27 protein-coding genes and 2 pseudogenes are annotated in these 23813 nt (G+C 64.9%); 15 read left to right on the top strand and 14 right to left on the bottom strand.

Translation table 11 applies throughout. The annotated features are described in order from the left end of the window. Positions 1–11: 11 nt before the first annotated feature. On the bottom strand, positions 12–854 hold the full coding sequence (lgt, locus tag BRAD3257_RS05540) for a prolipoprotein diacylglyceryl transferase (protein ID WP_162500125.1): 843 nt from the start codon (positions 852–854) through the stop codon (positions 12–14). Between the two features lie 211 nt (positions 855–1065). Here lgt and BRAD3257_RS05545 point away from each other — a divergent pair, with 211 nt between their 5' ends. From BRAD3257_RS05545 to ychF, 4 genes are all read left to right on the top strand, one after another. Beyond that, positions 1066–1317, top strand: coding sequence for an accessory factor UbiK family protein (locus tag BRAD3257_RS05545; protein WP_122406390.1), 252 nt, complete (start codon positions 1066–1068; stop codon positions 1315–1317). A 290-nt stretch (positions 1318–1607) separates the two neighbouring features. After that, a complete protein-coding gene (locus tag BRAD3257_RS05550; RefSeq protein ID WP_122401011.1) occupies positions 1608–2330 on the top strand; it encodes a 50S ribosomal protein L25/general stress protein Ctc in 723 nt (240 codons plus the stop codon). A gap of 58 nt (positions 2331–2388) precedes the next feature. Next, complete coding sequence (pth, locus tag BRAD3257_RS05555; RefSeq protein ID WP_122401012.1) at positions 2389–2994, top strand: aminoacyl-tRNA hydrolase; 606 nt, start codon at positions 2389–2391, stop codon at positions 2992–2994. Positions 2995–2999: 5 nt separating this feature from the next. Continuing rightward, positions 3000–4097, top strand: coding sequence for a redox-regulated ATPase YchF (gene ychF / locus BRAD3257_RS05560; protein WP_122401013.1), 1098 nt, complete (start codon positions 3000–3002; stop codon positions 4095–4097). Positions 4098–4218: 121 nt separating this feature from the next. Here ychF and BRAD3257_RS05565 read toward each other — a convergent pair whose 3' ends face one another. Further along, on the bottom strand, positions 4219–4515 hold the full coding sequence (locus BRAD3257_RS05565) for a DUF4282 domain-containing protein (protein ID WP_018648333.1): 297 nt from the start codon (positions 4513–4515) through the stop codon (positions 4219–4221). A 175-nt stretch (positions 4516–4690) separates the two neighbouring features. Here BRAD3257_RS05565 and BRAD3257_RS05570 point away from each other — a divergent pair, with 175 nt between their 5' ends. The 3 genes from BRAD3257_RS05570 to BRAD3257_RS40195 all read left to right on the top strand — a co-directional run bounded on the left by BRAD3257_RS05570 (position 4691) and on the right by BRAD3257_RS40195 (position 5963). Further along, positions 4691–5143 carry a MaoC family dehydratase gene (locus BRAD3257_RS05570; protein WP_122401014.1) on the top strand — a complete coding sequence of 151 codons (453 nt, stop codon included), beginning with the start codon at positions 4691–4693 and terminating at the stop codon, positions 5141–5143. Then, positions 5143–5622, top strand: a complete 480-nt coding sequence (locus tag BRAD3257_RS05575; RefSeq protein WP_122401015.1) for a MaoC family dehydratase — start codon at positions 5143–5145, stop codon at positions 5620–5622. The genes BRAD3257_RS05570 and BRAD3257_RS05575 overlap by 1 nt, the downstream gene beginning before the upstream one ends. A gap of 197 nt (positions 5623–5819) precedes the next feature. Next, positions 5820–5963 carry a hypothetical protein gene (locus BRAD3257_RS40195; protein ID WP_164936753.1) on the top strand — a complete coding sequence of 48 codons (144 nt, stop codon included), beginning with the start codon at positions 5820–5822 and terminating at the stop codon, positions 5961–5963. A gap of 38 nt (positions 5964–6001) precedes the next feature. On the opposite strand, the gene BRAD3257_RS40200 is transcribed toward BRAD3257_RS40195, so the two are convergent. From BRAD3257_RS40200 to BRAD3257_RS05595, 5 genes and pseudogenes are all read right to left on the bottom strand, one after another. Continuing rightward, positions 6002–6139: a hypothetical protein gene (locus BRAD3257_RS40200; protein ID WP_164936752.1), complete on the bottom strand. Its 138-nt coding sequence runs from the start codon at positions 6137–6139 to the stop codon at positions 6002–6004. 300 nt (positions 6140–6439) lie between these two features. Beyond that, positions 6440–6862 carry a hypothetical protein gene (locus BRAD3257_RS05580; protein ID WP_122401016.1) on the bottom strand — a complete coding sequence of 141 codons (423 nt, stop codon included), beginning with the start codon at positions 6860–6862 and terminating at the stop codon, positions 6440–6442. Positions 6863–7190: 328 nt separating this feature from the next. Further along, positions 7191–8090, bottom strand: a pseudogene (locus BRAD3257_RS05585) (hypothetical protein). A gap of 266 nt (positions 8091–8356) precedes the next feature. Continuing rightward, positions 8357–8797: a nuclear transport factor 2 family protein gene (locus BRAD3257_RS05590; RefSeq protein WP_122401017.1), complete on the bottom strand. Its 441-nt coding sequence runs from the start codon at positions 8795–8797 to the stop codon at positions 8357–8359. Positions 8798–9020: 223 nt separating this feature from the next. Then, positions 9021–9467: a nuclear transport factor 2 family protein gene (locus BRAD3257_RS05595; RefSeq protein WP_122401018.1), complete on the bottom strand. Its 447-nt coding sequence runs from the start codon at positions 9465–9467 to the stop codon at positions 9021–9023. A 213-nt stretch (positions 9468–9680) separates the two neighbouring features. Between BRAD3257_RS05595 and BRAD3257_RS05600 the strand changes: the two genes are divergently transcribed. Next, complete coding sequence (locus tag BRAD3257_RS05600; protein ID WP_244607862.1) at positions 9681–9875, top strand: hypothetical protein; 195 nt, start codon at positions 9681–9683, stop codon at positions 9873–9875. A gap of 63 nt (positions 9876–9938) precedes the next feature. On the opposite strand, the gene uvrB is transcribed toward BRAD3257_RS05600, so the two are convergent. From uvrB to BRAD3257_RS05620, 4 genes are all read right to left on the bottom strand, one after another. After that, the gene (gene uvrB, locus BRAD3257_RS05605; RefSeq protein WP_122401019.1) at positions 9939–12872 is read right to left on the bottom strand and encodes an excinuclease ABC subunit UvrB; all 2934 of its coding nucleotides are present in this window, start codon (positions 12870–12872) and stop codon (positions 9939–9941) included. A gap of 93 nt (positions 12873–12965) precedes the next feature. After that, positions 12966–13193 (bottom strand): hypothetical protein, encoded by a 228-nt coding sequence (locus tag BRAD3257_RS05610; RefSeq protein WP_122401020.1) that lies wholly within the window; start codon positions 13191–13193, stop codon positions 12966–12968. A gap of 54 nt (positions 13194–13247) precedes the next feature. Beyond that, positions 13248–13472: a hypothetical protein gene (locus tag BRAD3257_RS05615; RefSeq protein WP_122401021.1), complete on the bottom strand. Its 225-nt coding sequence runs from the start codon at positions 13470–13472 to the stop codon at positions 13248–13250. Positions 13473–13577: 105 nt separating this feature from the next. Continuing rightward, a complete protein-coding gene (locus BRAD3257_RS05620; protein WP_122406391.1) occupies positions 13578–14492 on the bottom strand; it encodes a LysR substrate-binding domain-containing protein in 915 nt (304 codons plus the stop codon). 155 nt (positions 14493–14647) lie between these two features. On the opposite strand from BRAD3257_RS05620, the gene BRAD3257_RS05625 reads away from it, so the two are divergent. From BRAD3257_RS05625 to BRAD3257_RS05635, 3 genes are all read left to right on the top strand, one after another. After that, positions 14648–15427, top strand: coding sequence for a sulfite exporter TauE/SafE family protein (locus BRAD3257_RS05625; RefSeq protein ID WP_122401022.1), 780 nt, complete (start codon positions 14648–14650; stop codon positions 15425–15427). Next, positions 15424–15654 (top strand): hypothetical protein, encoded by a 231-nt coding sequence (locus BRAD3257_RS05630; RefSeq protein WP_122401023.1) that lies wholly within the window; start codon positions 15424–15426, stop codon positions 15652–15654. Before BRAD3257_RS05625 ends, BRAD3257_RS05630 begins: the two co-directional genes overlap by 4 nt. A 259-nt stretch (positions 15655–15913) precedes the next feature. After that, a complete protein-coding gene (locus BRAD3257_RS05635; RefSeq protein WP_122406392.1) occupies positions 15914–17080 on the top strand; it encodes an IS110 family RNA-guided transposase in 1167 nt (388 codons plus the stop codon). A 519-nt stretch (positions 17081–17599) separates the two neighbouring features. Here the strand turns inward: BRAD3257_RS05635 and BRAD3257_RS05640 are convergent. Further along, positions 17600–18589, bottom strand: a complete 990-nt coding sequence (locus BRAD3257_RS05640; RefSeq protein WP_160118749.1) for an integrase core domain-containing protein — start codon at positions 18587–18589, stop codon at positions 17600–17602. A gap of 83 nt (positions 18590–18672) precedes the next feature. Here BRAD3257_RS05640 and BRAD3257_RS05645 point away from each other — a divergent pair, with 83 nt between their 5' ends. Beyond that, positions 18673–19371, top strand: coding sequence for a glutathione S-transferase family protein (locus BRAD3257_RS05645; protein ID WP_122401025.1), 699 nt, complete (start codon positions 18673–18675; stop codon positions 19369–19371). A 57-nt stretch (positions 19372–19428) separates the two neighbouring features. Here BRAD3257_RS05645 and BRAD3257_RS40710 read toward each other — a convergent pair whose 3' ends face one another. Further along, complete coding sequence (locus BRAD3257_RS40710; RefSeq protein ID WP_122401026.1) at positions 19429–19641, bottom strand: cysteine-rich CWC family protein; 213 nt, start codon at positions 19639–19641, stop codon at positions 19429–19431. 215 nt (positions 19642–19856) lie between these two features. Here BRAD3257_RS40710 and BRAD3257_RS05655 point away from each other — a divergent pair, with 215 nt between their 5' ends. The 3 genes from BRAD3257_RS05655 (at position 19857) to hmuQ (ending at position 23105) form a co-directional block, all read left to right on the top strand. Then, positions 19857–21422 carry a DUF1800 domain-containing protein gene (locus BRAD3257_RS05655; protein ID WP_162500126.1) on the top strand — a complete coding sequence of 522 codons (1566 nt, stop codon included), beginning with the start codon at positions 19857–19859 and terminating at the stop codon, positions 21420–21422. A 2-nt stretch (positions 21423–21424) separates the two neighbouring features. After that, positions 21425–22642 (top strand): DUF1501 domain-containing protein, encoded by a 1218-nt coding sequence (locus BRAD3257_RS05660; protein WP_162500127.1) that lies wholly within the window; start codon positions 21425–21427, stop codon positions 22640–22642. Positions 22643–22781: 139 nt separating this feature from the next. After that, entirely contained in the window at positions 22782–23105 is a 324-nt protein-coding gene (hmuQ, locus tag BRAD3257_RS05665) for a heme-degrading protein HmuQ (protein ID WP_122401029.1), read from the top strand. A 167-nt stretch (positions 23106–23272) separates the two neighbouring features. Here hmuQ and BRAD3257_RS05670 read toward each other — a convergent pair. After that, positions 23273–23727: pseudogene (locus tag BRAD3257_RS05670) on the bottom strand (GNAT family N-acetyltransferase). Positions 23728–23813 lie beyond the last annotated feature (86 nt).

Consider the following 23813-nt stretch of genomic DNA (forward strand, 5'->3'; position numbering starts at 1 on the left):
CTCGAAATGAATTAATGAACGGCCTCGATCGGCTTCGGCGCACCGCGCCGCACTGCCAATACAATAAGTATGAGGCCGACGATAAGCATCGGGATCGACAACAGCATGCCCATGGTTAATCCGCCCCAGAGGTAGCCGAGCTGGGCGTCCGGCTCGCGGAAGTGCTCGCCGATGATCCGGGTCAAGCCGTAGATCAGGATGAAGCTGCCGAGGATGAGCCCCGGCCGCTTCAACGCGCCGCGGCGGATCATCACGGCGAGCACGGCGAACAGCAGCAGCCCCTCCATGCCCGCCTCGTAGAGCTGGCTCGGATGGCGCGGCACGTCGCCGCCGGTCGGAAAGATCATGGCCCAGGGCAGGCTGGGATCGGCAGCGCGGCCCCACAATTCGCCGTTGATGAAGTTCGTCAGCCGCACCAGGAAAATCCCGATCGGCGCAACGCCGCAGGTGATGTCGCCGAGCGACAGGATCGAGATGCCGTTTTTCCGGGCGAACCACATCACTGCGACGACGCAACCGAGGAAGCCGCCGTGGAAGGACATGCCGCCTTCCCACAATTTGAAGATGGCGGCCGGGTGCTCGATGAAGAAGGGCAGATTGTAGAACAGGACATAACCGCTGCGGCCACCGACGATGATGCCGAGCGTCACCCACAAGATGAAATCGTCGATCTGCACCAGGCTGATCGGCGATGAGCCGGCCCACAGCCTGTCGTTCTTGATCAGTGCGCGGGCATAGAGCCAGCCGATCGTGATCCCGCAGATATAGCCAAGCGCGTACCAGCGGATCGCAAACGGCCCGATCTGGAGCGCGATTGGGCTGAACGAGGGAAAGTCGATGAGAAGGAAGGGCATCACGCCTTCTGTGCCTAGACGAGGTTGCGGCGATCGAGCGCCAGCAGACGCCGCGTGATTCTTCTTATGCAGGGAGGTTGAATACGATTGCAAGGAAACGGGGGCATGACAAGGATACCGCTGATCGGCCCTTGAACCGTTCCCTGCGGATTGCCATTGTCTTTTTCGAATGTTCGCGCAAAGTTTATCGCAAGGCCGCGAGGAGACCGACATGACCCAGACCAGCAACCGGTTTTTCGACGAGATCGGTCGCCTGATGAACGACGCCGCCGGTGCGGCCCAGGGCGTCAAGCGCGAGTTCGACACGGTGATGCGCAGCCAGGCCGAAAAATTCCTGCGCGACATGGATCTCGTCAAGCGCGAGGAATTCGAGGCGGTCAAGGACATGGCGCGCCTGGCGCGTGAGGAGAACGAGTCCCTGAAGGCGCGGATTGCCGCGCTGGAGGCCAAGCTGGGCGGGTGACGCCTCTCGGCGTCATTTCCGGCGCGCGGCGAAGTCGCGAACCCCGGTGCGCAATTGCGCACCTGGGAATCTCGAGGTTCCGGGTTCGGTGCTCCGCATCGCCCCGGAACGACGGGGTACGGGCCTCACAGGTCCCCGCAAAAAGTCCCCGCATTTCCTTGTCATTTCCGCATCTTCCGGGTAAAAGCCCGCCACGTTCGCGGCCCCCGCACCCCTGGAGGCTTGCTGCGAGCTATGCCATGGGCCGCCTTGCGGCCCATTAACTTTTGCAAAAACAAGGACTTAACGACATGGCGACGACCGTCAAGGAATTGAAGGCGACCGCACGTCCGAAGAGCGGCAAGGGGGCCGCCCGGGCTGAGCGTCGCGCCGGGCGAGTGCCCGGAGTGATCTATGGCAACAACCAGCCCCCGCTGACCATCTCGATCGAAGATCGTGAGCTGCGCCAGCGCATCCTCGCCGGCCGGTTCCTGACCACGCTGGTCGACATCGACCTCGAAGGCAAGAAGCACCGCGTCATTCCGCGCGACTACCACCTCGATCCGGTGAAGGACTTCCCGATCCATGTCGATTTCATGCGGCTCGGGGAAGGCGCCACCATCCGTATCAGCGTTCCCCTGCACGTGGTGAAGGCGGAAACCTCTCCGGGCGTGAAGCGCGGCGGCACCGTCAACATCGTTGCCCACGCGATCGACCTCGAATGCGGCGTCGAGAGCATCCCGCAATACATCGAGGCCGATGTCGGCTCGCTCGAAATCGGTCACTCCCTGCATCTGTCGGACGTCAAGCTCCCGGCCGGCGTGAAGGCGCTGACCCGCGAGGACGCGACCCTCGTCACCATCGTGCCGCCGTCCGGCTACGCCGAAGAGCAGAAGGCTGCTGCTGCGGCTGCGGCGGGTGGTGCGGCTCCGGCCGCGGGTGCTGCTGCTCCGGCTGCAGCTGCTCCGGCTGCGGGTGCTGCTGCTCCGGCGGCGGCTGCCAAGGCTCCCGCCGGCGGCGACAAGAAGAAGTAATCTCTCAAAGCTGGCGCGCGGTCCCTGACCGCGCGCCGAGCCAGGGGCGCGCCGCGTCATGCGACTCTTTGTTGGGCTCGGCAATCCCGGCGCGAAATACGCACGCAACCGGCACAATATCGGCTTCATGGCCGTCGACGAGATCGCGCGGCGTCATGGCTTTGCGCCATGGCGCCGGCGCTTTCAGGGCGAGACCTCGGAAGGCACGCTCGGACCTGAGCGCGTGATCCTGCTCAAGCCCACGACCTACATGAACGAGTCCGGCCGCAGCGTTCAGGAGGCGGCGGGCTTCTTCAAGATCGCGCCGGGCGACGTCACCGTGTTCCACGACGAGCTCGAGCTGCCGCCGGGCAAGGTGCGGGTGAAGATCGGCGGCGGCATCGCCGGCCACAACGGCCTGCGCTCGATCTCGGCGCATATCGGCAACGACTATCGCCGGGTGCGGCTCGGCATCGGTCATCCCGGTGTCAAGGAACTGGTGCACGGCCACGTGCTCTCGGATTTCGCCAAGGCCGACAACGAATGGGTGGCGACGCTCTGCGAGGCGGTCGCCGAGCACGCCGCGCTGCTCGCCAAAGGCACGGACGCGACCTTCGCCAACAGGGTCCATCTGGCCATGCAGGCGAAGGGATTTTTGACCAAGGACGAGAACGGCAAGGAATAACGCTCGTGGGATTCAAATGCGGGATCGTCGGATTGCCCAATGTCGGCAAGTCGACCTTGTTCAACGCGCTGACCGAGACGGCCGCGGCGCAGGCCGCGAACTATCCGTTCTGCACCATCGAGCCGAATGTCGGCGAGGTCGCCGTGCCCGATCCGCGGCTGGAGAAGCTCGCCGCGATCGCCAAGTCCGGCCAGATCATTCCGACGCGGCTGACCTTCGTCGACATCGCGGGCCTCGTGCGCGGCGCCTCCAAGGGCGAAGGCCTCGGCAACCAGTTCCTCGCCAACATCCGCGAGGTCGACGCCATCGCGCATGTCGTGCGCTGCTTCGAGGACTCCGACATCACCCATGTCGAAGGCAAGATCGCCCCGCTCGCCGACATCGAGACCATCGAGACCGAGCTGATGCTTGCCGACCTCGACAGCCTCGAGAAGCGCGTCGACAATCTCACCAAGAAGGCCAAGGGCAACGACAAGGACGCCAAGGAGCAGCTCGACCTCGTCAACCGCACTTTGGTGCTGCTGCGTGAGGGCAAGCCCGCGCGGCTCGTCGAGCGCAAGGCGGAGGAAGAGCGCGCGTTCTCCATGCTCGGCCTCTTGTCGTCGAAGCCCGTGCTCTACGTCTGTAACGTCGAGGAAGGCTCGGCCGCGACCGGCAACGCCTTCTCGAAGGCGGTCGAGGAGCAGGCTGCGAAGGAAGGCGCAGTCGCCGTCGTCATCTCCGCCAAGATCGAATCCGAGATCGCGACGATCTCACGTGAAGAGCGAGCCGACTTCCTGGAGACGCTGGGCCTCGAAGAAGCCGGGCTCGATCGCCTGATCCGCGCCGGCTACACGCTGCTCGACCTCATCACCTACTTCACCGTTGGCCCGAAGGAAGCGCGCGCCTGGACCACTCACCGCGGCACCAAGGCGCCGGCGGCAGCCGGCGTGATCCACACCGATTTCGAGAAGGGTTTCATTCGCGCCGAGACGATCGCGTATGAAGATTACGTGGCGCTCGGCGGCGAAGCCGGCGCGCGCGATGCCGGCAAGCTCCGCCTCGAAGGCAAGGAATACGTCGTCGCCGACGGCGACGTGATGCATTTCAGGTTCAATACGTAAGCACCAACCTCGGTACAGGGTGGGCAAAGCGAAGCGTGCCCACCACCTCTCTCATATCGCGGAATGATCGTGGGCACGGCGCTTTGCGCCTTTGCCCATCCTACGGCACCTGTGTGTGCCGCTACCGCATCCCGCCGCCCTGATCCCGGATCGCGCCGAGATGCTCGTTGATGCGGAAGACGATCAGGATCAGCTCCGCGACGATGCGCGAGAACACGATGCCGACCACGACGCTCGCGATCGACGACAGTAGCACCAGAAAGCCGCCGAACGGGCTGATCGCCATCGCAGCGAGGCCTGAGAAGATGCCGGAGAGGCCGAACAGGCAGATCAGCGCGATCACCAGCCAATAGAAGGTCTTGATGATCGTCGGCGTGATGAACCGGTCCCATTGGAATAGGTCGCTGAATGAAAACATTGCTCTCCCCAGGGCAAATCGGGACGTCAAATTCGGCCGCGTCGATGGATCCTCGGCTGATCCGACTCAAGACCACCGCTGCCACCGCCTATGTAGCACGAGCCATGCGGGCCGGCGGGTTGAGATTGCCGCAAAGTGCGGCCACAATCTGTCATTCCCGCAAAGCTTTCCCGAGATGACCCTGACCTTCGAAGACTTCCCGCCCGGCCGGTTCGGCACGTTCGGCCCGCGCCATGTCACCCGCGACGAGATCGTGGCCTTTGCCGCGGAGTTCGATCCGCAGCCGATGCATATGGACGAAGAGGCCGCAGCCAGAAGCATGCTGCGCGGCCTGTCCGGCTCGGGCTGGCACCTCTGCTCGCTGATGATGCGGATGATGGCCGACGGCTTCATCACCCGTGCCGCCTCGCTCGGATCGCCCGGCGTGGATGAGGTGCGCTGGCTGTCGCCACTTCGCCCTGGCGACGATCTCACGCTCGATGTCGATGTCGTGGAGGCGCGCACTTCCAAGAGCCGCCCGGAGCTCGGCATCGTCAAGTTCAAATGCACCGCGCGCAATGCGGCGGGGCAGGCGCTTGCCGAGATGACCTCGCCGATCCTGATCAAGCGGCGCGAGGGAGCGGTCTGATGCGGTTCTTCGAAGACATCGCGATCGGACAGCGTCGCGAGCTCGGCAGCTATACGTTCACGGCGGAGTCCATCAAGACATTCGCCCATAAATTCGATCCGCAGCGCTTTCACCTCGACGAGGAGGAAGGCAAGAACTCGCTGTTCGGCGGGCTCGCCGCCTCGGGCTGGCATGTCGGCTCGGCCTGCATGAGCCTGGTTGTCGCCGACGGCCAACGTCTGGCGCAGGAAGCCGCAGCGCGCGGCGAGGAGGTCGCGGTGTGGGGCCCGTCGCCGGGCTTTCGCGACCTGCGCTGGATCAGGCCGGTGCTCGCCGGCGATACCGTCTCTTACGTCAGCGAAGTCGTCGACAAGCGCACCTCCGCTTCGCGTCCCGGCTGGGGCATTTTGACGGCCCGCACCACCGGCACCAACCAGCGCGGCGAAGAGGTCTATTCCATCACCGCCAGCGCCTTCGTGCCGCTGCGAAAGACGAACTAAATCAGTTCCAAGATGGACGGGCAAATGAGTGCGCGAGTGTTGCCCTCGCGCTATGGACGCGATTCCGGGCGGCTGCCATAAGCCTGCGCAACATGGTTACCGCGAAGCAGTTTGGCGGAACCGGTGAGATGCTAACTAATTATGAACCTGTCGCTGCCTATTTGAAACGAATTGGCAGAGGACAGGGGACGAGGACCATGGCTGACCGCGGCGCACTTAAATTCGTTGGATTCATCTTTGCGACCGCGACGCTGGCCGTGATGCTGGTCGCCGGCATGGTGGTGAAGGGCTATGCCGATGGCGCCTACACGCTGGAAGCCTCGACCGTGGAAGCCCCGTAAGAATTCGTTGATCTTCCGGGCCCGTGCCCGGCCCTGTGTCAGCGGCTGTAGACGAACGCCAGCACCGCGATCGCAACCACCAGCAATCCGACAAAGCGCAGCATGATCGTGCCGAGCTGATTCGGCGCGGGCCGCAGCGATATCGGGTCCGTGTTGTCGGGCCGAATGCTTTCCATGACATGTCCCCTGAGTCCGGCGGTGCCTGCACGGGTGCTTGGCATTGGTCGCGGGGGAGGGGCTGAGGGTTCAATGCCTCGCGCTGCCGCATCCATCGCTGTCATGTCCCGGCGTGACCGGGGCATCCAATACGCCGCGGCCTCTCGATTCAATCACTGCCGCCTCTGGGATACTGGATCGCCCGGTCAAGCCGGCGATGACACCTTCGTTGATGAGAGTGTCCACCCATCATACCCACAAATCAAAACCGCCGCGCTCTCCTTTCGGGAACGCGGCGGCCAATGGCGTCGTGCGAATGATCAGCTGTTGCGGAGACCGTCGGCGGCGCGCTTCCACTGCGCGACGTTGTCGGCGATCATACGGGTCGACTTCATCGCGGCCTGGCTGAGCTGGGCGTAGCCGGAGATCTCGCGCTGGACGCGCTGGCCTTCGGCATGCAGCAGGTCGCGCAGGCTCTCGAGCTCGGAGATCAAGTTCTCGATCTCGGCGAGCGAGGTGCCGGCGACGCGCTGGATCAGCGAATTGACGTTGTTGACGGTGGCTTCCGCGCTCGGGTCGAGCGGCGGCGCGTCGGCGGTGCTCGATGCCGGACGGCGCAGATAGGCGATGTCGTTGCGGACGAAATCGCGGATGCCGGCTTCGACCTCGGTCACGGCGGCGAGGTTGGTATCGACCGTCTCGGTCTCGGTGGATTCGATCTTTTCCGGGCGAGTGGCGTTCATCGTTGTTCCCCTGTTCGCGTTGAGCGCAGCGCGAGTGTCCCCCGCACGACGACGTCTGTGAGGCAGCCCGCATCAGGGCGTCCGATTTTGACCGCAAAGGGGCCGAGATGCGGCAAGGGAGGACCATTCGGGGGTTTTGCCGTGGCGCATGGTTAGGGGAGCGTGAATCGGCGGGAGCCTCCATCTCCTCATGGTGAGGAGCGCGAAGCGCGTCTCGAACCATGAAAGGCCCAGCTCTAACGGCGGGGCCTCGATCCTTCGAGACGCGCTCCTTCGGAGCGCTCCTCAGGATGAGGGGTGGATGAGGGGAGAGCGTGGAGCGCTGGGCTCACCAGCTCTTCTTGAAACCCGCCGTCACGCTCTTGTTCAGCGCACCTTGCGACGTCTCGCCAAGCGAGCCGGAGACGGTGACGTTGTCGAACAATTTTTGCTCGGCGCCGACTTTGCGCAGCCATTTGTCGTCGGTGGTCGACAGCGTCTGGCCGGCGGTGATGCTGGTGCCGGTGTCGGTGAGGGTGATCTTGGCGGTCTGGTCGGTCTCGTAATTGCGCGTGACGTGGCCGCCGATGCCGGGGACTGCGGTGGTACCCTGCTGGTTGACGCTGTAGCCGTTCTGCAGCGTCAGCGAGGTGTCGCCCGACAGCGGCATCGATTTGGACAGTGACGCCCCGATCTTGCTGTGCTCGGCGCCGGGATCGACCCGGGCTTCCACCGCGGTCTTGTCCCAGATCGCGCCCGCGCCGGGCGCAGTCGCCGCCGCCCAGGCGCTGCCGGAGGATTGCGGCAAGCTGCCGCCATTGGTGGCCTTCTGCGCCAGCAGCTCGGACATCGTCGCTCGTCACCGTCATGTCGGCGCCGACCCGCGTATCCCAGAACGAGAACACGGACTGTTTCACGGTCACCGCCGAGGAGCCATTTGCATTGGGGTTGGACGACCAGTCCAGGCCCTCCTTGGCGGCGGCCTCGGCACGCTTCTTCGCAGCGAGGGATCGATGCCGGTCCCGGCATCGACCGCGAGCTGGCTCCAGTCGAGCTTGTCGATGTCGATGCCCTTGAGCACGTCGGGATCGTTGACGTCGGGGGCCTCCGCGGCCTCGGCCGCTTCGTCGTCAGGTGCGGCAGGCGTCGGCGCAATGATCTGCGCCGAGACCGTCAGCGCCGAGCCAAAAATGAATGCGGCCGCCAGCAATGGCAGCCTGGTCCAGCCAAACCCTGTCGAGAATTTCATCGTCCTGCCCGCGAGCCCCGGCGCATGCTTTGCGACAGTTATATATCGGCCGTCTGCAAAGACCATGCGCCATTCCGCGCTGAAAATGCCGATTCATCGTTGCGGAATTGTGGCGGTTCGTTTGGGGGGCGAACCAACGGGCCGCGCGAAAGGTGCGCGCCCGATGACGAGCTCTTGATGCGACGGCATCCGGCGGGGCTGGAGGCCAGGACGTCGCGCCAGGCAAGGTCATCGGTCCCGATAGGCGGGACCCGTTGGCGTCCCCTTCAGCCGACGCTGGTCATCTTCGGCAGATGAATGGCGCGGCCGAGTGCCTGCTCGACCAGGTCGAAGGTGTCGATCAGCACGCGCATGCTGACGAGCTTGCCCGCCTTGAACTGGGCGAACTGTGCCACGCGCAGGCTGATCGGCTTGCTGGAGTCCAGGGCCGTCAGCGAATAGCGCAGCATCGAGGCGGCGGAATCGGCGCCCAGCATGATGCTCTCGCGGTCGAAGCGGCGGACGTGGAAATTGTCGGCGAGCTGCCGGATGACGTCGAGCACGGCATCCTTGCCCTGCCGCGCGCCGAAAAACGGAAACATGTCGATCGGGCCGTAGAGCGCCCATTCGACGTCCTCGTCGAGCAGGGCTTCGATATCCCTGAAGTGCCGGTCGTTGATCGCGCGGTGCAATGCGCGCGAGAAACGCCAGAGGCTGTGCTCTGTCATTTGGGCAGTCCTGACGCTGGCTTGCGGAAAAAAACGGAAACCAACCCCATGCACCGTAAACGTGCCCTGGGGCGCTCAACCCATTTGTATGCGAACGAAATAGCCGATTTCGGTCAAAACGCAATTCACAATTTCGCAAAGCACAATTGAGCGCGTTTTGTGAGATTTACAATAGAACCCCGTAATTTTCCGGTCTCCGGCCGGCACCAGGGAGAGAGAACGATCAGTCCACCCGCGTCCCGACGATCAGCGGGCCGATCTCCCGTTCCAGCACCTGCTGCACGAGGTCGTAGGAATCGATGATCTCGCGGATCTGCGCCACCAGCCCGCCGCGGAAGGTGTAGAACACCGCCATGTCGAACTGCACGATGCGATCGTTGCTGCGCTTCCTGAAATAGGTGTGCATGTAGGTCGCGACCGCCTCGCCCTCGGCGAGGATGTGCGGTGCCTTGTAGCGGATTTCCGAATAGCGCGACCAGACCGTCTGCCAGAGCTCGCGCAGCTCTTGCTTGCCGTGGCGCGGCGCCATGTGCGGCAGCACGTCGATCGGCGCGTGGGTGAGGAAGTCGACATCGTCGGTGCAGCAGGACAGCGCCGTCTCGATATCGCCGCGCGCGAAGGCGTCGAGCAGATGCACGACGCGTTGGCGATTCAGCTTCTCCAATGTCATCACGCCCGTCCTCGTTGGGCCCCGTGGCGCTCCGCAACGCTAACGCGCCGCAAGATCACAGGGGTGTTGCAGACGTTTTGACGCGCGAGCGCAATGCCCGGTTCATCGCACGCAACTGTGACCCATCTCACGTCGCGCCCTCTGCGGCTACCACGACCTCGTCGGCGACCCCGCGTCGCCATCTTCGTCGCCATCGCCTCCCTCGCCCACGCGATGCTTGCAGTCACGCTCGGGCCGAGCTTCCCCGCCCTCTTCAAGACCGTCTACGAGCCGAAATTCTTCGAGGCGCAGTTGTCGCTGTCCGACAAGATCACGGCATGGCGTACCCAGCCGGTCGCCTCGCTTCAGCTCGTGACGATTGTGCTGCTGCAGTCTGTGACGGCGGAGGTGATGGCGAGCGTGGGGTGAGGGGCACAAATCTCTCCTCGTCATTCCGGGGCGCCGCGGAGCGGCGAGCCCGGAATCCGCCGCTTACCTCTTCTTCCACCCGCCGCGCCGCCCCGGCGCCCCGCCCGTCGACTTCGGCGCCGGCCCGAACTCCGGGCCCGACTGCCGCGAATCCGTCGGCTGGATGATCCGGCTGGTGCTTCCGAACGGCTTTGACGGCAGGTTCGGGCTCGCGCGGTAGGGCAGGGATTCCGGGCCGTGCATTTCGTCGAGATGCGGCTTGTGTACGCGGGAGCCCTTGCCGCCGCCGGCCTTCAGCGCGGTTGCGGCACTCTTGTTCTTCATGGCGCTGACGGGGAGGTTGGCGGCGTCGCCGTACTTCTTCGCTCCGGCATAGGCGCCGGCCCTGCTCTGCACGGCGCGCTGTTTGGCCGTGGGGTCGTCGACCACGGCGAGCTCGGTGGCGCGCAGGCGCTTGACCTCGTCGCGCAGCCGCGCGGCTTCCTCGAAGTTCAGATCGGCGGCGGCCTCGCGCATCCTCGTCTCGAGATCGGCGAGCACGGCCTCGAAATTGTGGCCGATCGAGATGACGTCGTCGGTCATGTCGTGGCCGCCGACCTCGACCAGCACGTGGTCGCGCTCGTAGACGGAGTTGAGGATGTCGCCGATCTGTTTCTTCACGCTCTCCGGCGTGATGCCGTTGGCCTTGTTGTACTCGACCTGCTTCTCGCGGCGGCGGTTGGTCTCGGCGATGGCGCGCTCCATCGAGCCGGTCATGCTGTCGGCATAGAGGATGACCTTGCCATCGACGTTGCGTGCGGCGCGGCCGATGGTCTGGATCAGCGAGGTCTCGCTGCGCAAGAAGCCTTCCTTGTCGGCATCCAGAATCGCGACCAGCGCGCATTCGGGAATGTCGAGGCCCTCGCGCAAGAGGTTGATGCCGACCAGCGCGTCGAACGCGCCGAGACGCAGATCCCTGATAATCTCGATGCGCTCGATGGTGTCGATGTCGGAATGCATGTAGCGGACGCGAATGCCCTGCTCGTGCAGATATTCGGTGAGGTCCTCGGCCATGCGCTTGGTCAGCACGGTGATTAGCGAGCGGTAGCCCGCCTGCGCGGTGGCGCGGACCTCGCCGACGAGATCGTCCACCTGGGTACGCGCCGGGCGGATGTCGACGGGCGGATCGATCAGGCCTGTGGGGCGAATGACCTGCTCGACGAACACGCCGCCGCTCTCGTTCAGCTCCCAGCTGCCCGGGGTCGCCGACACCGCGATGGTCTGCGGCCGCATCATGTCCCATTCCTCGAACCGCAGCGGGCGGTTGTCCATGCAGGAGGGCAGGCGGAAGCCGTATTCGGCCAGCGTCGCCTTGCGGCGGAAGTCGCCGCGGAACATAGCGCCGATCTGCGGGATGGTGACGTGGCTTTCGTCGGCGAAGATCAGCGCGTTGTCGGGGACGTATTCGAACAGCGTCGGCGGCGGCTCGCCGGGCCGGCGTCCGGTAAGATAGCGCGAATAGTTCTCGATGCCGGCGCAGCTTCCAGTCGCCTCCATCATCTCGAGGTCGAAGGTGGTGCGTTGCTCCAGACGCTGCGCTTCCAGCAGGCGACCCTGATTATTCAGCTGATCGAGCCGCTGCTTCAATTCGAACTTGATCGACTTGATCGCCTGCACCAGCGTCGGGCGCGGCGTCACATAGTGCGAATTGGCGTACATCTTGATGAATTCGAGCTCGTCCTGCTTGTGGCCGGTGAGCGGATCGAACTCCTCGATGGCCTCGATGGTGTCGCCGAACAGGTTCACGCGCCAGGCGCGGTCTTCATAGTGCGCCGGGAAAATATCGATCACATCGCCGCGCACGCGAAAGGTGCCGCGGGTGAAATCGGCCTGGGTGCGTTTGTATTGGAGCGCGACGAGGTCGGCGATGAGCTGGCGCTGGTCGATACGTTCGCCTTTCTTCAGCGCAAAGGTCATGGCGGTGTAGGTCTCGACCGAGCCGATACCGTAGATGCAGGACACCGACGCAACGATGATGACGTCGTCGCGCTCGAGCAGCGCGCGCGTCGCCGAGTGGCGCATGCGGTCGATCTGCTCGTTGATGGACGAATCCTTCTCGATGTACGTGTCCGTGCGCGGGACATACGCTTCCGGCTGGTAATAGTCGTAATATGAGACGAAATACTCGACCGCGTTGTCCGGAAAAAAGTTCTTGAACTCGCCATAGAGCTGGGCCGCCAGCGTCTTGTTCGGCGCCAGGATCAGGGCCGGGCGCTGCGTCGCCTCGATCACCTTGGCCATGGTGTAGGTCTTGCCCGAGCCGGTGACGCCGAGCAGCACCTGGCTGCGGTCGTTGCGTTGGATGCCCTCGACCAGCTCGGCGATCGCGGTCGGCTGGTCGCCCTTGGGCTCGTAGGACGATTTGATCTCGAAGCGCACGCCGCCTTCGGATTTTTCCGGGCGTGGCGGCCGGTGCGGCGTCCACACCTTCATGGAGCCGTCGTCCTTGCGGAACTCAGGCCGGCCCTCGCGGATCAGCGACTCCAGCGCATCCGCGGTCGCCTTGACGCCGAGCGCTTCCATCTTGCTGCGCGGCGGACGCGCCAGCGCCTCGGCATCGTCCTCTTCCGTCGGCAGGCCGAGCTGACGCGCCAGTTCCGGATCGAGCGTCGGGATCGTGGCCGCCGTGCCGTAATTGGCCTGCGGCGCCTCCTCGAAACCACCGCTCCCTCCCCCCGTGTGGGGGAGGGATGCTGGCCGCGCCATATCCTGCGGAAACTGCTTCGGCGTCGATGCCCGCGCGCGATGCGCCGCAGCCTCGCCCCCGGCGCGGCGGTCACGCGAATTGTCCGGCGGCGGCTGCAGGCCGGTGCCCGAGCCAAGCCCGGCATCGCCGCGATTGATCGCGGGATTGAGCAGCTCGGCCAGCGCCGGCCCGATCGGCTGCACGTCAGGCCGATGTGCTCTGGATTTGGGGGACTTGCCGGATTTTTCGGAGGATGCAGGTTTCTTCGCCATGGGGCGAATATGGGACGAGTCCGCCCCGCGATAAAGGGCGAATGCCCGCTGCCATGCAGGCTGCTGACAGCAGGTTGGCAGCAGCCTTGCGGTTCATGCCGCCGGCGGCGGCTCATTGTCATCCCCGGCCGTGATGTGAGGCTCGAGGATGTCGAGATGAATGCCGCCGCAATCCGTGCAGCGCATGGTCCAGTACTCGCATCCGGCACGACCGCCGATCACGCGGAGCACCGCGAGATCGCCGTCGCATTCCGGGCAGTTGGACAGCACCGCGCGGGCGTAGATCCGCGGCCGCGCCGCGTTGATTTCGATGATGGACATGACCGGTTTTCCCCTTGCGCCGCCCCGTCTCTGGTCCGCCCGCGGACCCGTCGTCTATTCGTCGTCGCCGTCGGCCCGCCGGCGGAAGCGATCGATTTGGTGCTTGGCATCGGCAATCGCGGCATCGCGATCGGGCCAGGCGAAGCCGACTTCCATGGCAGGAAACAGCACGCCGTCGATGGCCACCGGGCTGAAATCGGCACGCCGGATCCGCGCGTGCCACAGCCCCTTGCCAGCTTCGAAGGATTCGATGTCAAAGCCGTCGTAAAGGGTCGTCATGAGTGTAGGTCCCACGTTTCTTTTCGGAGGATCAGGGGACCATGTTTGCGGATTTCAGAATGTGAAGCCGTTCACAAGCAGTCGGCTTTTTTGCCCGGGGGGGCCTCAACTCCGCGTCGCGGCGCGGCCAATCCGCCGCGGGCGGGCGGCGGGTTCCGACGCCGCTCGCATGATCCAGCGGCGGAACGCGGCAAAGTCGCGCTGCTCGGTCTGAAAGCTGCGATAGAGCAGGTACCAGCGCATGCCCTTAGGGACGGAGAGGTCGAACGGCGCCACCAGCCGGCCGGCGGCGAGGTCGTCGTCGATATAGGGGCGGATGCCCATGGCGATGCCGAGCCCGTCGGCGGCGGCCTGCAACGCCTGGCCGTAGAACTGGAACTCGGGCCCGCGCGCATTGATCCGCGCAGCGCCTGCGGCCTTCAGCCAGATCGGCCAGTCCTCGGCTGAGTGCGCGACGCGGATCAGGCTCGGTCCCTTCAAATCGGCCGGACGCTTCAGGCCGCCCGCGAGGCGGGGCACGCAGACGGGGGTGAGATCGCCGGCGAACAGCGGCTCCGCGACGAGACCGGGCCAGTCGCCGGTGCCGAGCTTGATGCCGCAGCTCCAGTCCTCGCCGAACGGCACCGCGGCGCCGCCGGTGGTGAAGCGCACCTCGATGTCGGGCTCCTCGCTGCGGAACTCCGACAGGCGCGGGATCAGCCAGCGCATCGCGAAGGTGTGGCCGACGCCGATGGTGAGCACGCGCACGCTGGCAGGCGCCGTCACCTGCGCGGTGAGGCTTGCCAGCGCATCGAAGATCGGGGTCAGTCCGCCCTGATAGGCGCGGCCGGCCTGCGTCAGCACCAGGCGGTTGGCCTTGCGCTCGAACAGCGCGACGCCTAGTCGCTCTTCGAGCAGATGCACCATGCGGCTGACGGCGGCCGCCGACACGCTCAGCTCCAGCCCGGCGGCAGCAAAGCTGCCGGTCCGCGCCGCCGCCTCGAACGCCTTGATGCCGTTGAGAAACAGCAGCCGCCGCAAATGCCCGACCCTCAGGAAAGCTGATGCCAGGCCAAGATAACTCAGTTTGCGCGAGAGGAGCAAGCGAGGCACGTTCTCCTTCGCCTCTTCCCGCAAGCGGGGAACGGCGGAATTGGCAGCTTGCGTCCCCAACCCACCGACAGGAGATACCCTTCGTGGCGCCCATCATGATCGCTGCCCTCGGATTGCTGATGGTCGCCACCGCGTTCCTGTCGGGGCTGTTCGGCATGGCGGGCGGGTTGATCCTGATCGGCGTGCTCTTGGCCTTGATGCCGCTGCCGACAGCGATGGTACTGCACGCGATCACGCAGATGGCCTCGAACGGCTGGCGCGCGTTCCTGTGGCGGGCGCATATCCGCTGGCGGCCGGTCGCGAACTATATGGTCGGCGCCGTGCTCGCGCTCACGGCTTGGTCGCTCACCCGCTACGTGCCGGACAAGCCGACCGCGCTGCTGATGCTCGGCGCCACGCCGTTCATGGCGCGGCTGCTTCCCGCGAACATCAAGCCGGATCCCGACCGTCTCTGGCAGGGCACGGTCTATGGCACGATCTGCATGGGCTTGATGTTGATGACCGGCGTCTCCGGCCCGCTGCTCGACACCTTCTTCCTCGGCGGCGATTTCGGCCGGCGCGAGAAGGTCGCGACCAAGGCGATGTGCCAGCTCGTCAGCCATTTCACCAAGCTGGTCTATTTCGGCGGCATCATCGATCAGGCCGCGAGCCTCGATCCCGTGCTCGCCGGGGTCGCGATTCTCGCCTCGATGCTCGGCACCACGCTGGCACGGCGCATCCTCGAAGCCATGACCGACCAGCAATTCATCGCCTGGTCCAACAAGCTGATCACCACCATCGCCTGCTACTACATCGCCCATGGCGGCTGGCTGTTGCTTCGTGCGCCGGTGCTGGCCGCCTTCGACAGGGGAGGTTTGCAATGAGCGAGACCGTCGATCCGCTGGTGCTGGACTTCGTCGAATGGGTGGCGCGCGAGCCGCGCGCCTATGCCGAGGTGATCGCGACCTGGAAGACCTCTTGCCCGCGCCTCACCATCTGGGAGGACGCCGCCGACCGCGGCTACGTCGCCCGCGAGACGGTTGCCGGCCTCGGGCTGGTCATCGCGGTGACCAAGGACGGCGAGAAACTGCTGCGCACCAACGGCCGGTGAAGCGCTCGCTTTCTCGATGTCTCGCTATCATCATCCGCGAAGGCGGATGATCCGGTAGACACCGGCGGCAGTGTATCTCACGACTGCCGCGGCGTACTGGATGCCCCGGACAAGCCGGGGCATGACAACAGAATTTCGCGTGGACATCTCTCACCACATCGTCATTGCGAGCGCAAGCGAAGATTCCATGGGGAGTGGATAGCGACCAGGTCTGAGGCCAGACTGAGGGTTGCTGAATCCATTCAACCTGGAGACGACGATGTTGCTCGATCATCCTTCCGACGGACTGGCCGCTATCCGCACGCAGTTTGGCGCAATTTTTGTGTCATTGGAACTGAGCCGTTCGACATGGCTGGTCACTTCGCTGTCGCCCTGCAAGGGCGAGAAGATGTCCAAACGCAGCATGAAGGCCGGCGAGCTTTCGGAACTGTTGAAGCTGTTTGCGGAGCTGAAGCGCAAGGCGCAGGCGCGAACGGGTGAGAGCTATCCGCTCATCGCGATCCAGGAGGCGGGGCTGGACGGGTTCTGGCTTCACCGCGCCCTGCAGCAGGAAGGCATCGAGAGCCACGTAGTCGATCCGGCCTCGATTGCGACGCCGCGCCGGCGCCGGCGGGCCAAGACGGACCGGCTGGATGGCGAGACGCTGTTGCGGACGCTGCTGGCCTACAAGCGCGGCGAGGTACGGGTCTGCGCCATGGTCGTTGCGCCCTCTCCGGCAGAGGAGGACCGCCGTAGGCTGTGCCGCGAGCGAGAGACCTTGATCGCGGAGCGGATCGAGCATGTGAACCGGATCAAGGGTCTTCTGTTCGCGCAAGGGATCTTCGACTACGCGCCGCTGCGGCGAGACCGGCGGAAGCGGCTGGAGGCCTTGCGGACGGGCGACGGGCGCGCCTTGCTGGCGCATCTGAAGGCGCAGATCAGCCGCGAACTCGACCGGCTCGAACTGCTGCTCGACCAGATCACGGCGGTGGAGCGCGAGCAGGATGCGTTGCTGGCCGCGAGCAAGGCGGCGGGGGAGAAGACCGTATCGAACCCGGTGGCAATGCTGCTCGAACTGAAGAGCCTGGGCCCGAACTTCACGGCCGTTCTCTGGTCGGAGGCCTTTTACCGGCAGTTCGCCAACCGCCGCCAGATTGCATCCTATGCCGGCCTTGCAGCCACGCCATGGCGCAGTGGCGGCATCGAGCGCGAGCAAGGCGTGTCGAAGGCTGGCAATCCGCGCCTGAGAACCACGATGATCCAGCTCGCCTGGCTCTGGGTACGCCACCAGCCTCAATCGGCTTTGACCCAGTGGTTCAAGGTGCACAGCCAACGCGGCCGCAAGCGCGCGATCGTGGCGCTCGCGCGCAAGCTGCTCGTGGCCCTCTGGAAGTACGTGACCGCGGGCGTGGTGATCGAGGGAGCCGAGATAAAGGCCGCCGCCTGACACCACGCTCCTCAGCCTCAAAGCCAATCCGCCGAGATTGATCAGCCTCGGCCGATCCGGGTGGACGAACCGATGGATTGCATGGCTTCAAACGCCGTAACGAAGAATGGTCTCGTCCTCTCGAGCCTGCCCGCCGCAAGCGGAATGTTGGTGCAGCCGCCGCCGCGCGGCGACCGAATGTGAGTTTGATCTGGCAAGCAAACCAGATTGCAAAAACCGGCTCGACCCTTGGATCGCCTGACGAAAAGGAGTTATCCGCCCGCTGCCCCGACTGCCAAAGCCTGATGGCGTGCTCGCTCGAGTCAAGGCCAAGTCGCTTCGCGACGGCCCTACGGGCCGACCTTGACTCGATCTGCGCGCGCCATCCTACGTGCTCCACGGTCGGGACGAAGAGCTGGCCTGCAATCGAACAAAGAGCTGAACAAACCGCCTTGACACACCAAATCCCCATGTGAGCAATCCAGAATGTCTTTCGCGGCGGCAGTGTTCGTCGCAACAGCTCCTCGCAATTGTCGATGTTCAATAATTCGCTGATTGGATCGCGGTGGTCTTGGAAGCGGCGAAAGCCTTGGGAGTTTGTCCTGCCAAGGCCTGATGGGGTCTGTGGTTGTTGTAGTAGACGAGGTACTCGAACAGTTCATTGGCGAAGTGGTCCAGGTTGTCGAAGGTCGTACCCTCGATGACGTCGTCATCGAGGGTACGCCAGAAGCGTTCGACCTTGCCGTTGGTCTGCGGCCGATAGGGCCTGGTGTAGCGGTGTTTGATGCCGAGCTCGAGCAGCATGGCCTCGAATGGATGCTCGGCCGGCTTGGTGCGGGCGGCGAACTCGGCGCCGTTGTCGGACAGGATTTCCTGGAAGACGAGCCCATAGGTGACGTTGAGGGTGTTGATCATCTTCAGGGTCTTGAACATGACCGGCAGCGCCTTCTTGGATGTCAGGACCTCGGCCCAGGCCAGACGCGAGCAGCTGTCGATCAGGCTGATGATGTAGGCCGTGACCGGGGGTGGCGCGAGGAACATATCGCGCGGCAATTGATGCAGATCGACATGGCCCAGCTCCCCGAGCTTGTCCTTGATAATACGGCGTTTCTCCTCGCGCATCGCCGGCGTGCGGCGGTTCAGGCGGTGGCGCTTCAGCACCCGGTAGATCGTGATCGGCGAAGGTACCGTGTCGCGCGTTTCGCGCAAGACGGCATGAATCTCATAACGGTTCATCCCCCGCTTGCGATGGGCGACGATCTCCGCCTCGATCCCTTCCGGCTCGCGCCGTTCCCGCCACTTCGGGCCGCGCCGCCGCGGCAGCAGATCCGCGTCCTCGCCGCTCTGCAGATAGCGATTGTAATACTTGCGGAACGTCTGCGAGCAGGTCCCGTGGTGCCGGTAGAAGTCGCCGACCCGCTTGAACAGCGGCGATCGGCCAGCCTTCACCGCCTCATACTCCGAAATCAGAAAACGCCACTTCTGCAGATAGTTGCGTTCAACCGTTCGGTCATAGCTGTTGTCTCGCATCGGATCGTTCCTCCGCTGGAGCGATCCAATCAGCGAATTAGTGAACATGCACAGCAATGACGGAGCGTGTGGAGACACCTTGCATGTCGCTCAAACTGTTCGAACTCGTCGGTACCGACCCCGCGCGCCCGTTCAGCCCGTATTGCTGGCGCACGCGGATGGCGCTGGCGCACAAGGGTTTATCGGCGGAATCCCTGCCTTGGCGCTTCACCGAGAAGAGCGCGCTTGCCCCGCACGGCTCCGAGAAGGTCCCGGTGCTGTTGCACGACGACAAGCCCGTGGTCGATTCCTGGACCATCGCGACCTATCTCGAAGACAATTTCCCGGATCGCCCGTCGCTGTTCGGCGGCGAGGGCGGCCGCGCGATGGCGCGCATGATCAACGCATGGGGCGACATCGCCATCGTCGGCGGCATCTTTCCGCTGATTATCGCCGACATCCCGGCGAACCTTGCCGACGTCGACGCCGCCTATTTCCGCAAGTCGCGCGAGGCGCGCTTCGGCGGCAAGACCCTCGAGGAGATCATGGCGAGCCGCGATGCCGGCGTGGTCGCGTTCCGCAAATCTCTGGAGGTGATGCGGCAGACATTCAAGACGCAGCCCTTCATCGGCGGCAACGCGCCGAACTATGCCGATTACATCGTGTTCGGCGGATTCCAATGGGCACGCGTGGTCAGCCCGTTCAAGCTGCTGGAGGCGGATGATCCAGTCTACGCCTGGCGTGAAAAGCTGCTGGATGCGTTCGATGGCATGGCGCGCAAATCGCCCGGACATCAGGTGTAGGTTTCGTAGCCGGATGGCAGCGAAATCCGGGGATTGTGCCTGCAGAACGTTTCCGGATTACGCTTGCGCTCCGTCCGGGCTAGGCGCCTCCGCCGCCCTGCGCAGACACTCCCGGCACAGGCAGTCCTCGCCCTCGACCGGCATCGGCAGTCGCGCGGTTTCCTCCGCGCACCAGCAGTTGCCCGAGAGATCGCAGCCGAACTCGCTGCCGCAGCGGGAGCAGGCGAGGCGCCGTGGTTCCTGCAATGCGGGTTCTTTCGGATTTGTCATGATTTACGTCGAAGCTTCGCCGCCATTTTCATGTCGGGTTCATCTGTCGCTCCGGTATATTAGAGCATGATCCGGAAAAGTGTGCAGCGGTTTTCCGATAAGATCATGCTCGAACAATAACCTGAAGCGCGATGGTGATTCATCCTGATCCCATCGCGCTTCAGGCGCCGCGAACGTATCAGGAAAGCGGCTCCCAACGCGCGAAGGACAGATCGATGGCTCGCGATTCGCAAGCCGCCCTCATCGCACTCAACCGCTTCGGCTTCGGCGCCCGCGGCGGCGCATCGGGCGATCTCATCAACGCAGCATCCGACCCGCGCGGCTTCGTGAAGGCCGAGCTTGCGCGTCCCAATGGCGTGCTGCTGGAAGCGCCCGGACTGCAATCGACGCCGCAACTCGGTCAGGCCGTGTTCGCCTATCAGGACCAGGTCAAACAGGCGCGCGAGGCCGCCAAGGAAACTGCCAAGGCCGCGGCGCCCCCCGAAACGCCGGCACAAGCGCCTGCCGATCAGACGCCGGGGCTGCGCCGCAATCTCTCGCTGAACGCTGCGGCGGAGATCACCGGGCAGATGGCGGAGGCGAAGCCGACCGAGAACACCGCCAAGTCCGAGACCATGCAGCCCAACGCGGCCACGCCGCCTGCGGCAAAGCCGGCACCGCAGCCGCTCAACGTGATTCAAAAGACCTTTCGCGCCGAGGCGCTGGCACGCCTGCAGCGCGCGACGCTCGTCGATTGCGGCTTCACCGAGCGTCTCGTCGTGTTCTGGTCCAACCATTTCTGCATCTCCGCCGGCAAGGGCGAGCTGGCGCGGATCTGGGCCGGTTCCTTCGAGCGCGAGGCGATCAGGCCGCATGTGCTCGGGCGCTTCGCCGACATGCTGAGGGCGGTCGAGCAGCATCCGGCCATGCTGTTCTTCCTCGACAACCAGCAATCGCTCGGACCGGACTCGCGCGCGGGCCAAAACCGCAAGCGCGGGCTGAATGAAAATCTCGCGCGCGAGATCATGGAGCTGCATACGCTCGGCGTCGGCGGCGGCTACACGCAGGGCGACGTCACCTCGCTCGCCCGCATCATCACCGGCTGGACCTTTGCCGGACGGCAGGGGCAGTTGGGGGCACCCGGCTCCTTCGTCTTCAACGTCAACGCGCATCAGCCCGGGCCGCAAGTCCTGCTCGGCAAGACCTACGAGGCCGCCGGGCTCGCACAGGGCGAAGCCGCGCTCGCCGACCTCGCGCGACATCCGTCGACCGCGAACTTCATCGCCACCAAATTCGCTCGGCACTTCGTCGCCGACGATCCGCCGCCGGTGCTCGTCGCCCGGCTGCGCGACGTCTTCGTCAAGACCGACGGCGATCTCAAGGCGCTCGCGACGGCGCTGGTCGATTCCGATGAGGCCTGGAAAGCGCCGCTGACCAAGATGCGCAGCCCTTACGACTTCCTGGTCGCGAGCGGCCGGCTGCTGGCGCGCGTGCCCGAAGATCCCGTGGTGTATCTCAACGGTCTCAACCTGCTCGGCCAGCCGCTGTGGTCGCCGGCAGGACCCAACGGTTTCCCCGATACCAGCGCCGCCTGGGCTGCGCCCGAAGGCATGAAGCTCAGGCTGGACATCGCGGCGCAGATCGGCGCGCGGCTCGGCAACAACATCGATCCGCTCGACCTGCTGGAGTTCGCAGCGGCGGACGCGGCCTCGACCGAAACGCGCCGCACCATCGAGCGTGCGGAGTCGCGGCAGCAGGCGCTGGCGCTGCTCTTGATGTCGCCGGAAATGCAGAGGAGATGATGATGACCGATTGCCTCGAGAACCGGCTCCTCACCACGCGCCGCGGCCTGCTGCTCGGCGGCGCCTCCTTTGCAGCCTGGGCTTACCTGCCGAAATTCGCCCGCGCGGCCGACGGGCGCGATCCGCGATTGATCGTGGTGATCCTGCGCGGCGCGCTGGACGGGCTCTCGACCGTCGCGCCGATCGGCGATCCCGATTATGCCGGCCTGCACGGATCGATCGCGCTCACGGCCGATGGAGCCCATCCCGCGATCATGCTCGACTCGTTCTTCGCCTTGCATCCGGCGATGCCGGAGTTCGCGCGCATGTATAGGGATCGGCATGCCGCGGTGATCCATGCGGTGGCGACGCCCTATCGCGACCGCTCGCATTTCGACGGTCAGGACGTGCTCGAAAGCGGCTATGCCGGCCCCGGCCGGGTGCAGTCCGGCTGGCTCAACCGCGCGCTGGAGGCGCTGCCGCGCGGCGAGCGCGTGTCGAGCGGCCTTGCGGTCGGGCCGACCACGCCGCTGGTGCTGCGCGGCAACGCGCCGACCGTCGGCTGGGCGCCGGTGGCGCTGCCGCAGGCCGCCGACGACACCGCGATGCGGCTCGTCGAGCTTTATCGCCACCGCGATCCCGTTCTGGCCTCGGCGCTGTCGCAAGGCCTTCAGCTCGACAAGGTCGCGAGCGGCGACGACATGAAAGCGACGCGCGGCAACGCCGTCGCACAGATGCGCCAAGTGGCGCGCGGCGCCGCCAAACTGATGGCGGCCGATGACGGCCCGCGCATCGCCGCACTCGCCTTCGACGGTTGGGACACGCATGCCAATGAAGGCGGCCCGGTGGGGCGTCTCGCCTTCCTGCTCGGTGGGCTCGACGGCGCGCTCGCCGAATTCGAAAGCGGCTTGGGCAATCGCTGGCGCGACACCATCGTGGTCGTTGCCACCGAGTTCGGCCGCACCGCGCGCATCAACGGCACCGACGGCACCGATCACGGCACCGGCACGATCGCGCTGCTCGCCGGCGGCGCCGTGAAAGGCGGCCGCGTCATCTCGGACTGGCCGGGCCTCAAGCTCGCGAACCTGTATGAGAGCCGCGACCTCAAGCCAACGACGGATCTGCGCTCCGTGATCAAGGGCGTGCTGCAGGACCAGTTCGGCCTGTCGGATCGTGTGCTGGCGGAGACGGTGTTTCCGGACAGCGCAAGCGCAAGGCCGATGAAGGGGCTTGCGGCTTAGCTGTCATTCCGGGGCGTGCGAAGCGCGAACCCGGAATCCATCTCTCCACACTTTCTGCAGAAAAATGGATTCCGGGCCCGCGCCTTGCGGCGCATCCCGGAATGACGAAATATCGGCGGAGCATCAGGAGAACCACCCCATGTACATCGCCATGAACCGCTTCCGTGTCGCCAAGGGCTCCGAGGCCGCCTTCGAGCAGGTCTGGCTCACGCGCGATACCCATCTCGACAAGGTGCCAGGCTTCATCGAATTCCATCTGCTGCGCGGGCCGGAAGCCGAGGATCACACGCTGTACGCTTCGCACACGGTCTGGGCGAACCACGCAGCCTTCGAGGCCTGGACCAAGTCGGAGGCGTTTCGCGCGGCGCATCACCGGGCCGGCGACAACAAGCCGCTTTATCTCGGCCATCCTCAGTTCGAGGGCTTCGAGGTCATGCAGACGGTGGGGCGCGGCGCGAAGTGACGCTGTCGCAAAAAAATGCGGCCCCTGTCAGACGCGGCGACTGACGGGGACCGCTTGGGCGCTTGATCGGAGACGGGGGGCCTGACCAGACGCAGGGGCAGCCTAACCTTGCTATGTTACGCGCGGGTGACAGGCGGAGTTATCCACAGGACTCCGCGGCGCAGGACTCAGAAGATCTTGCGATAGACGATGAAGCCGGAGCGCTCTGCGACCTTGTCGTACAGGCGCTGCGCCGTGAGATTGGTCTCATGTGTCTGCCAGTAGACGCGCGGCGATCCCGCAAGTTTTGCCCGCTCATAGACGCCTTGGATCAGCGCCGAGGCGACACCCTTGCCGCGCGCCGCCTCGAGCGTGAACAGGTCCTGCAAATAGCAGGACGGCTCGATCGCGGTGGTGCTGCGATGAAACAGATAATGCGTCAGCCCGAGCAGGCGGCCGCCGTCCTCGGCGACAGCGCGTGCATCGGCTCGTAGGCATCGAAGAAGCGCTGCCACGTCATGCGCGTGATCTCGGGCGCGAGCGCGGTCGGACCGGAGCGGCCGTAGAAGGCGTTGTAGCCGTCCCACAGCGGCAGCCATTGATCGTAATCCTGCCTGGTGACGGCGCGAATGGTGAGGGGCATGTGAATTTCCGCGATCAATCAAGTGCCCTTCATACGTGATGATCGGTGCAGTAATCAATCGCGCTGTCAGTTGGGCACGAAGAGGA

The sequence above is a fragment of the Bradyrhizobium vignae genome, assembly GCF_900324035.1.
In the GTDB taxonomy this organism is placed as follows: Bacteria; Pseudomonadota; Alphaproteobacteria; order Rhizobiales; family Xanthobacteraceae; genus Bradyrhizobium; species Bradyrhizobium vignae.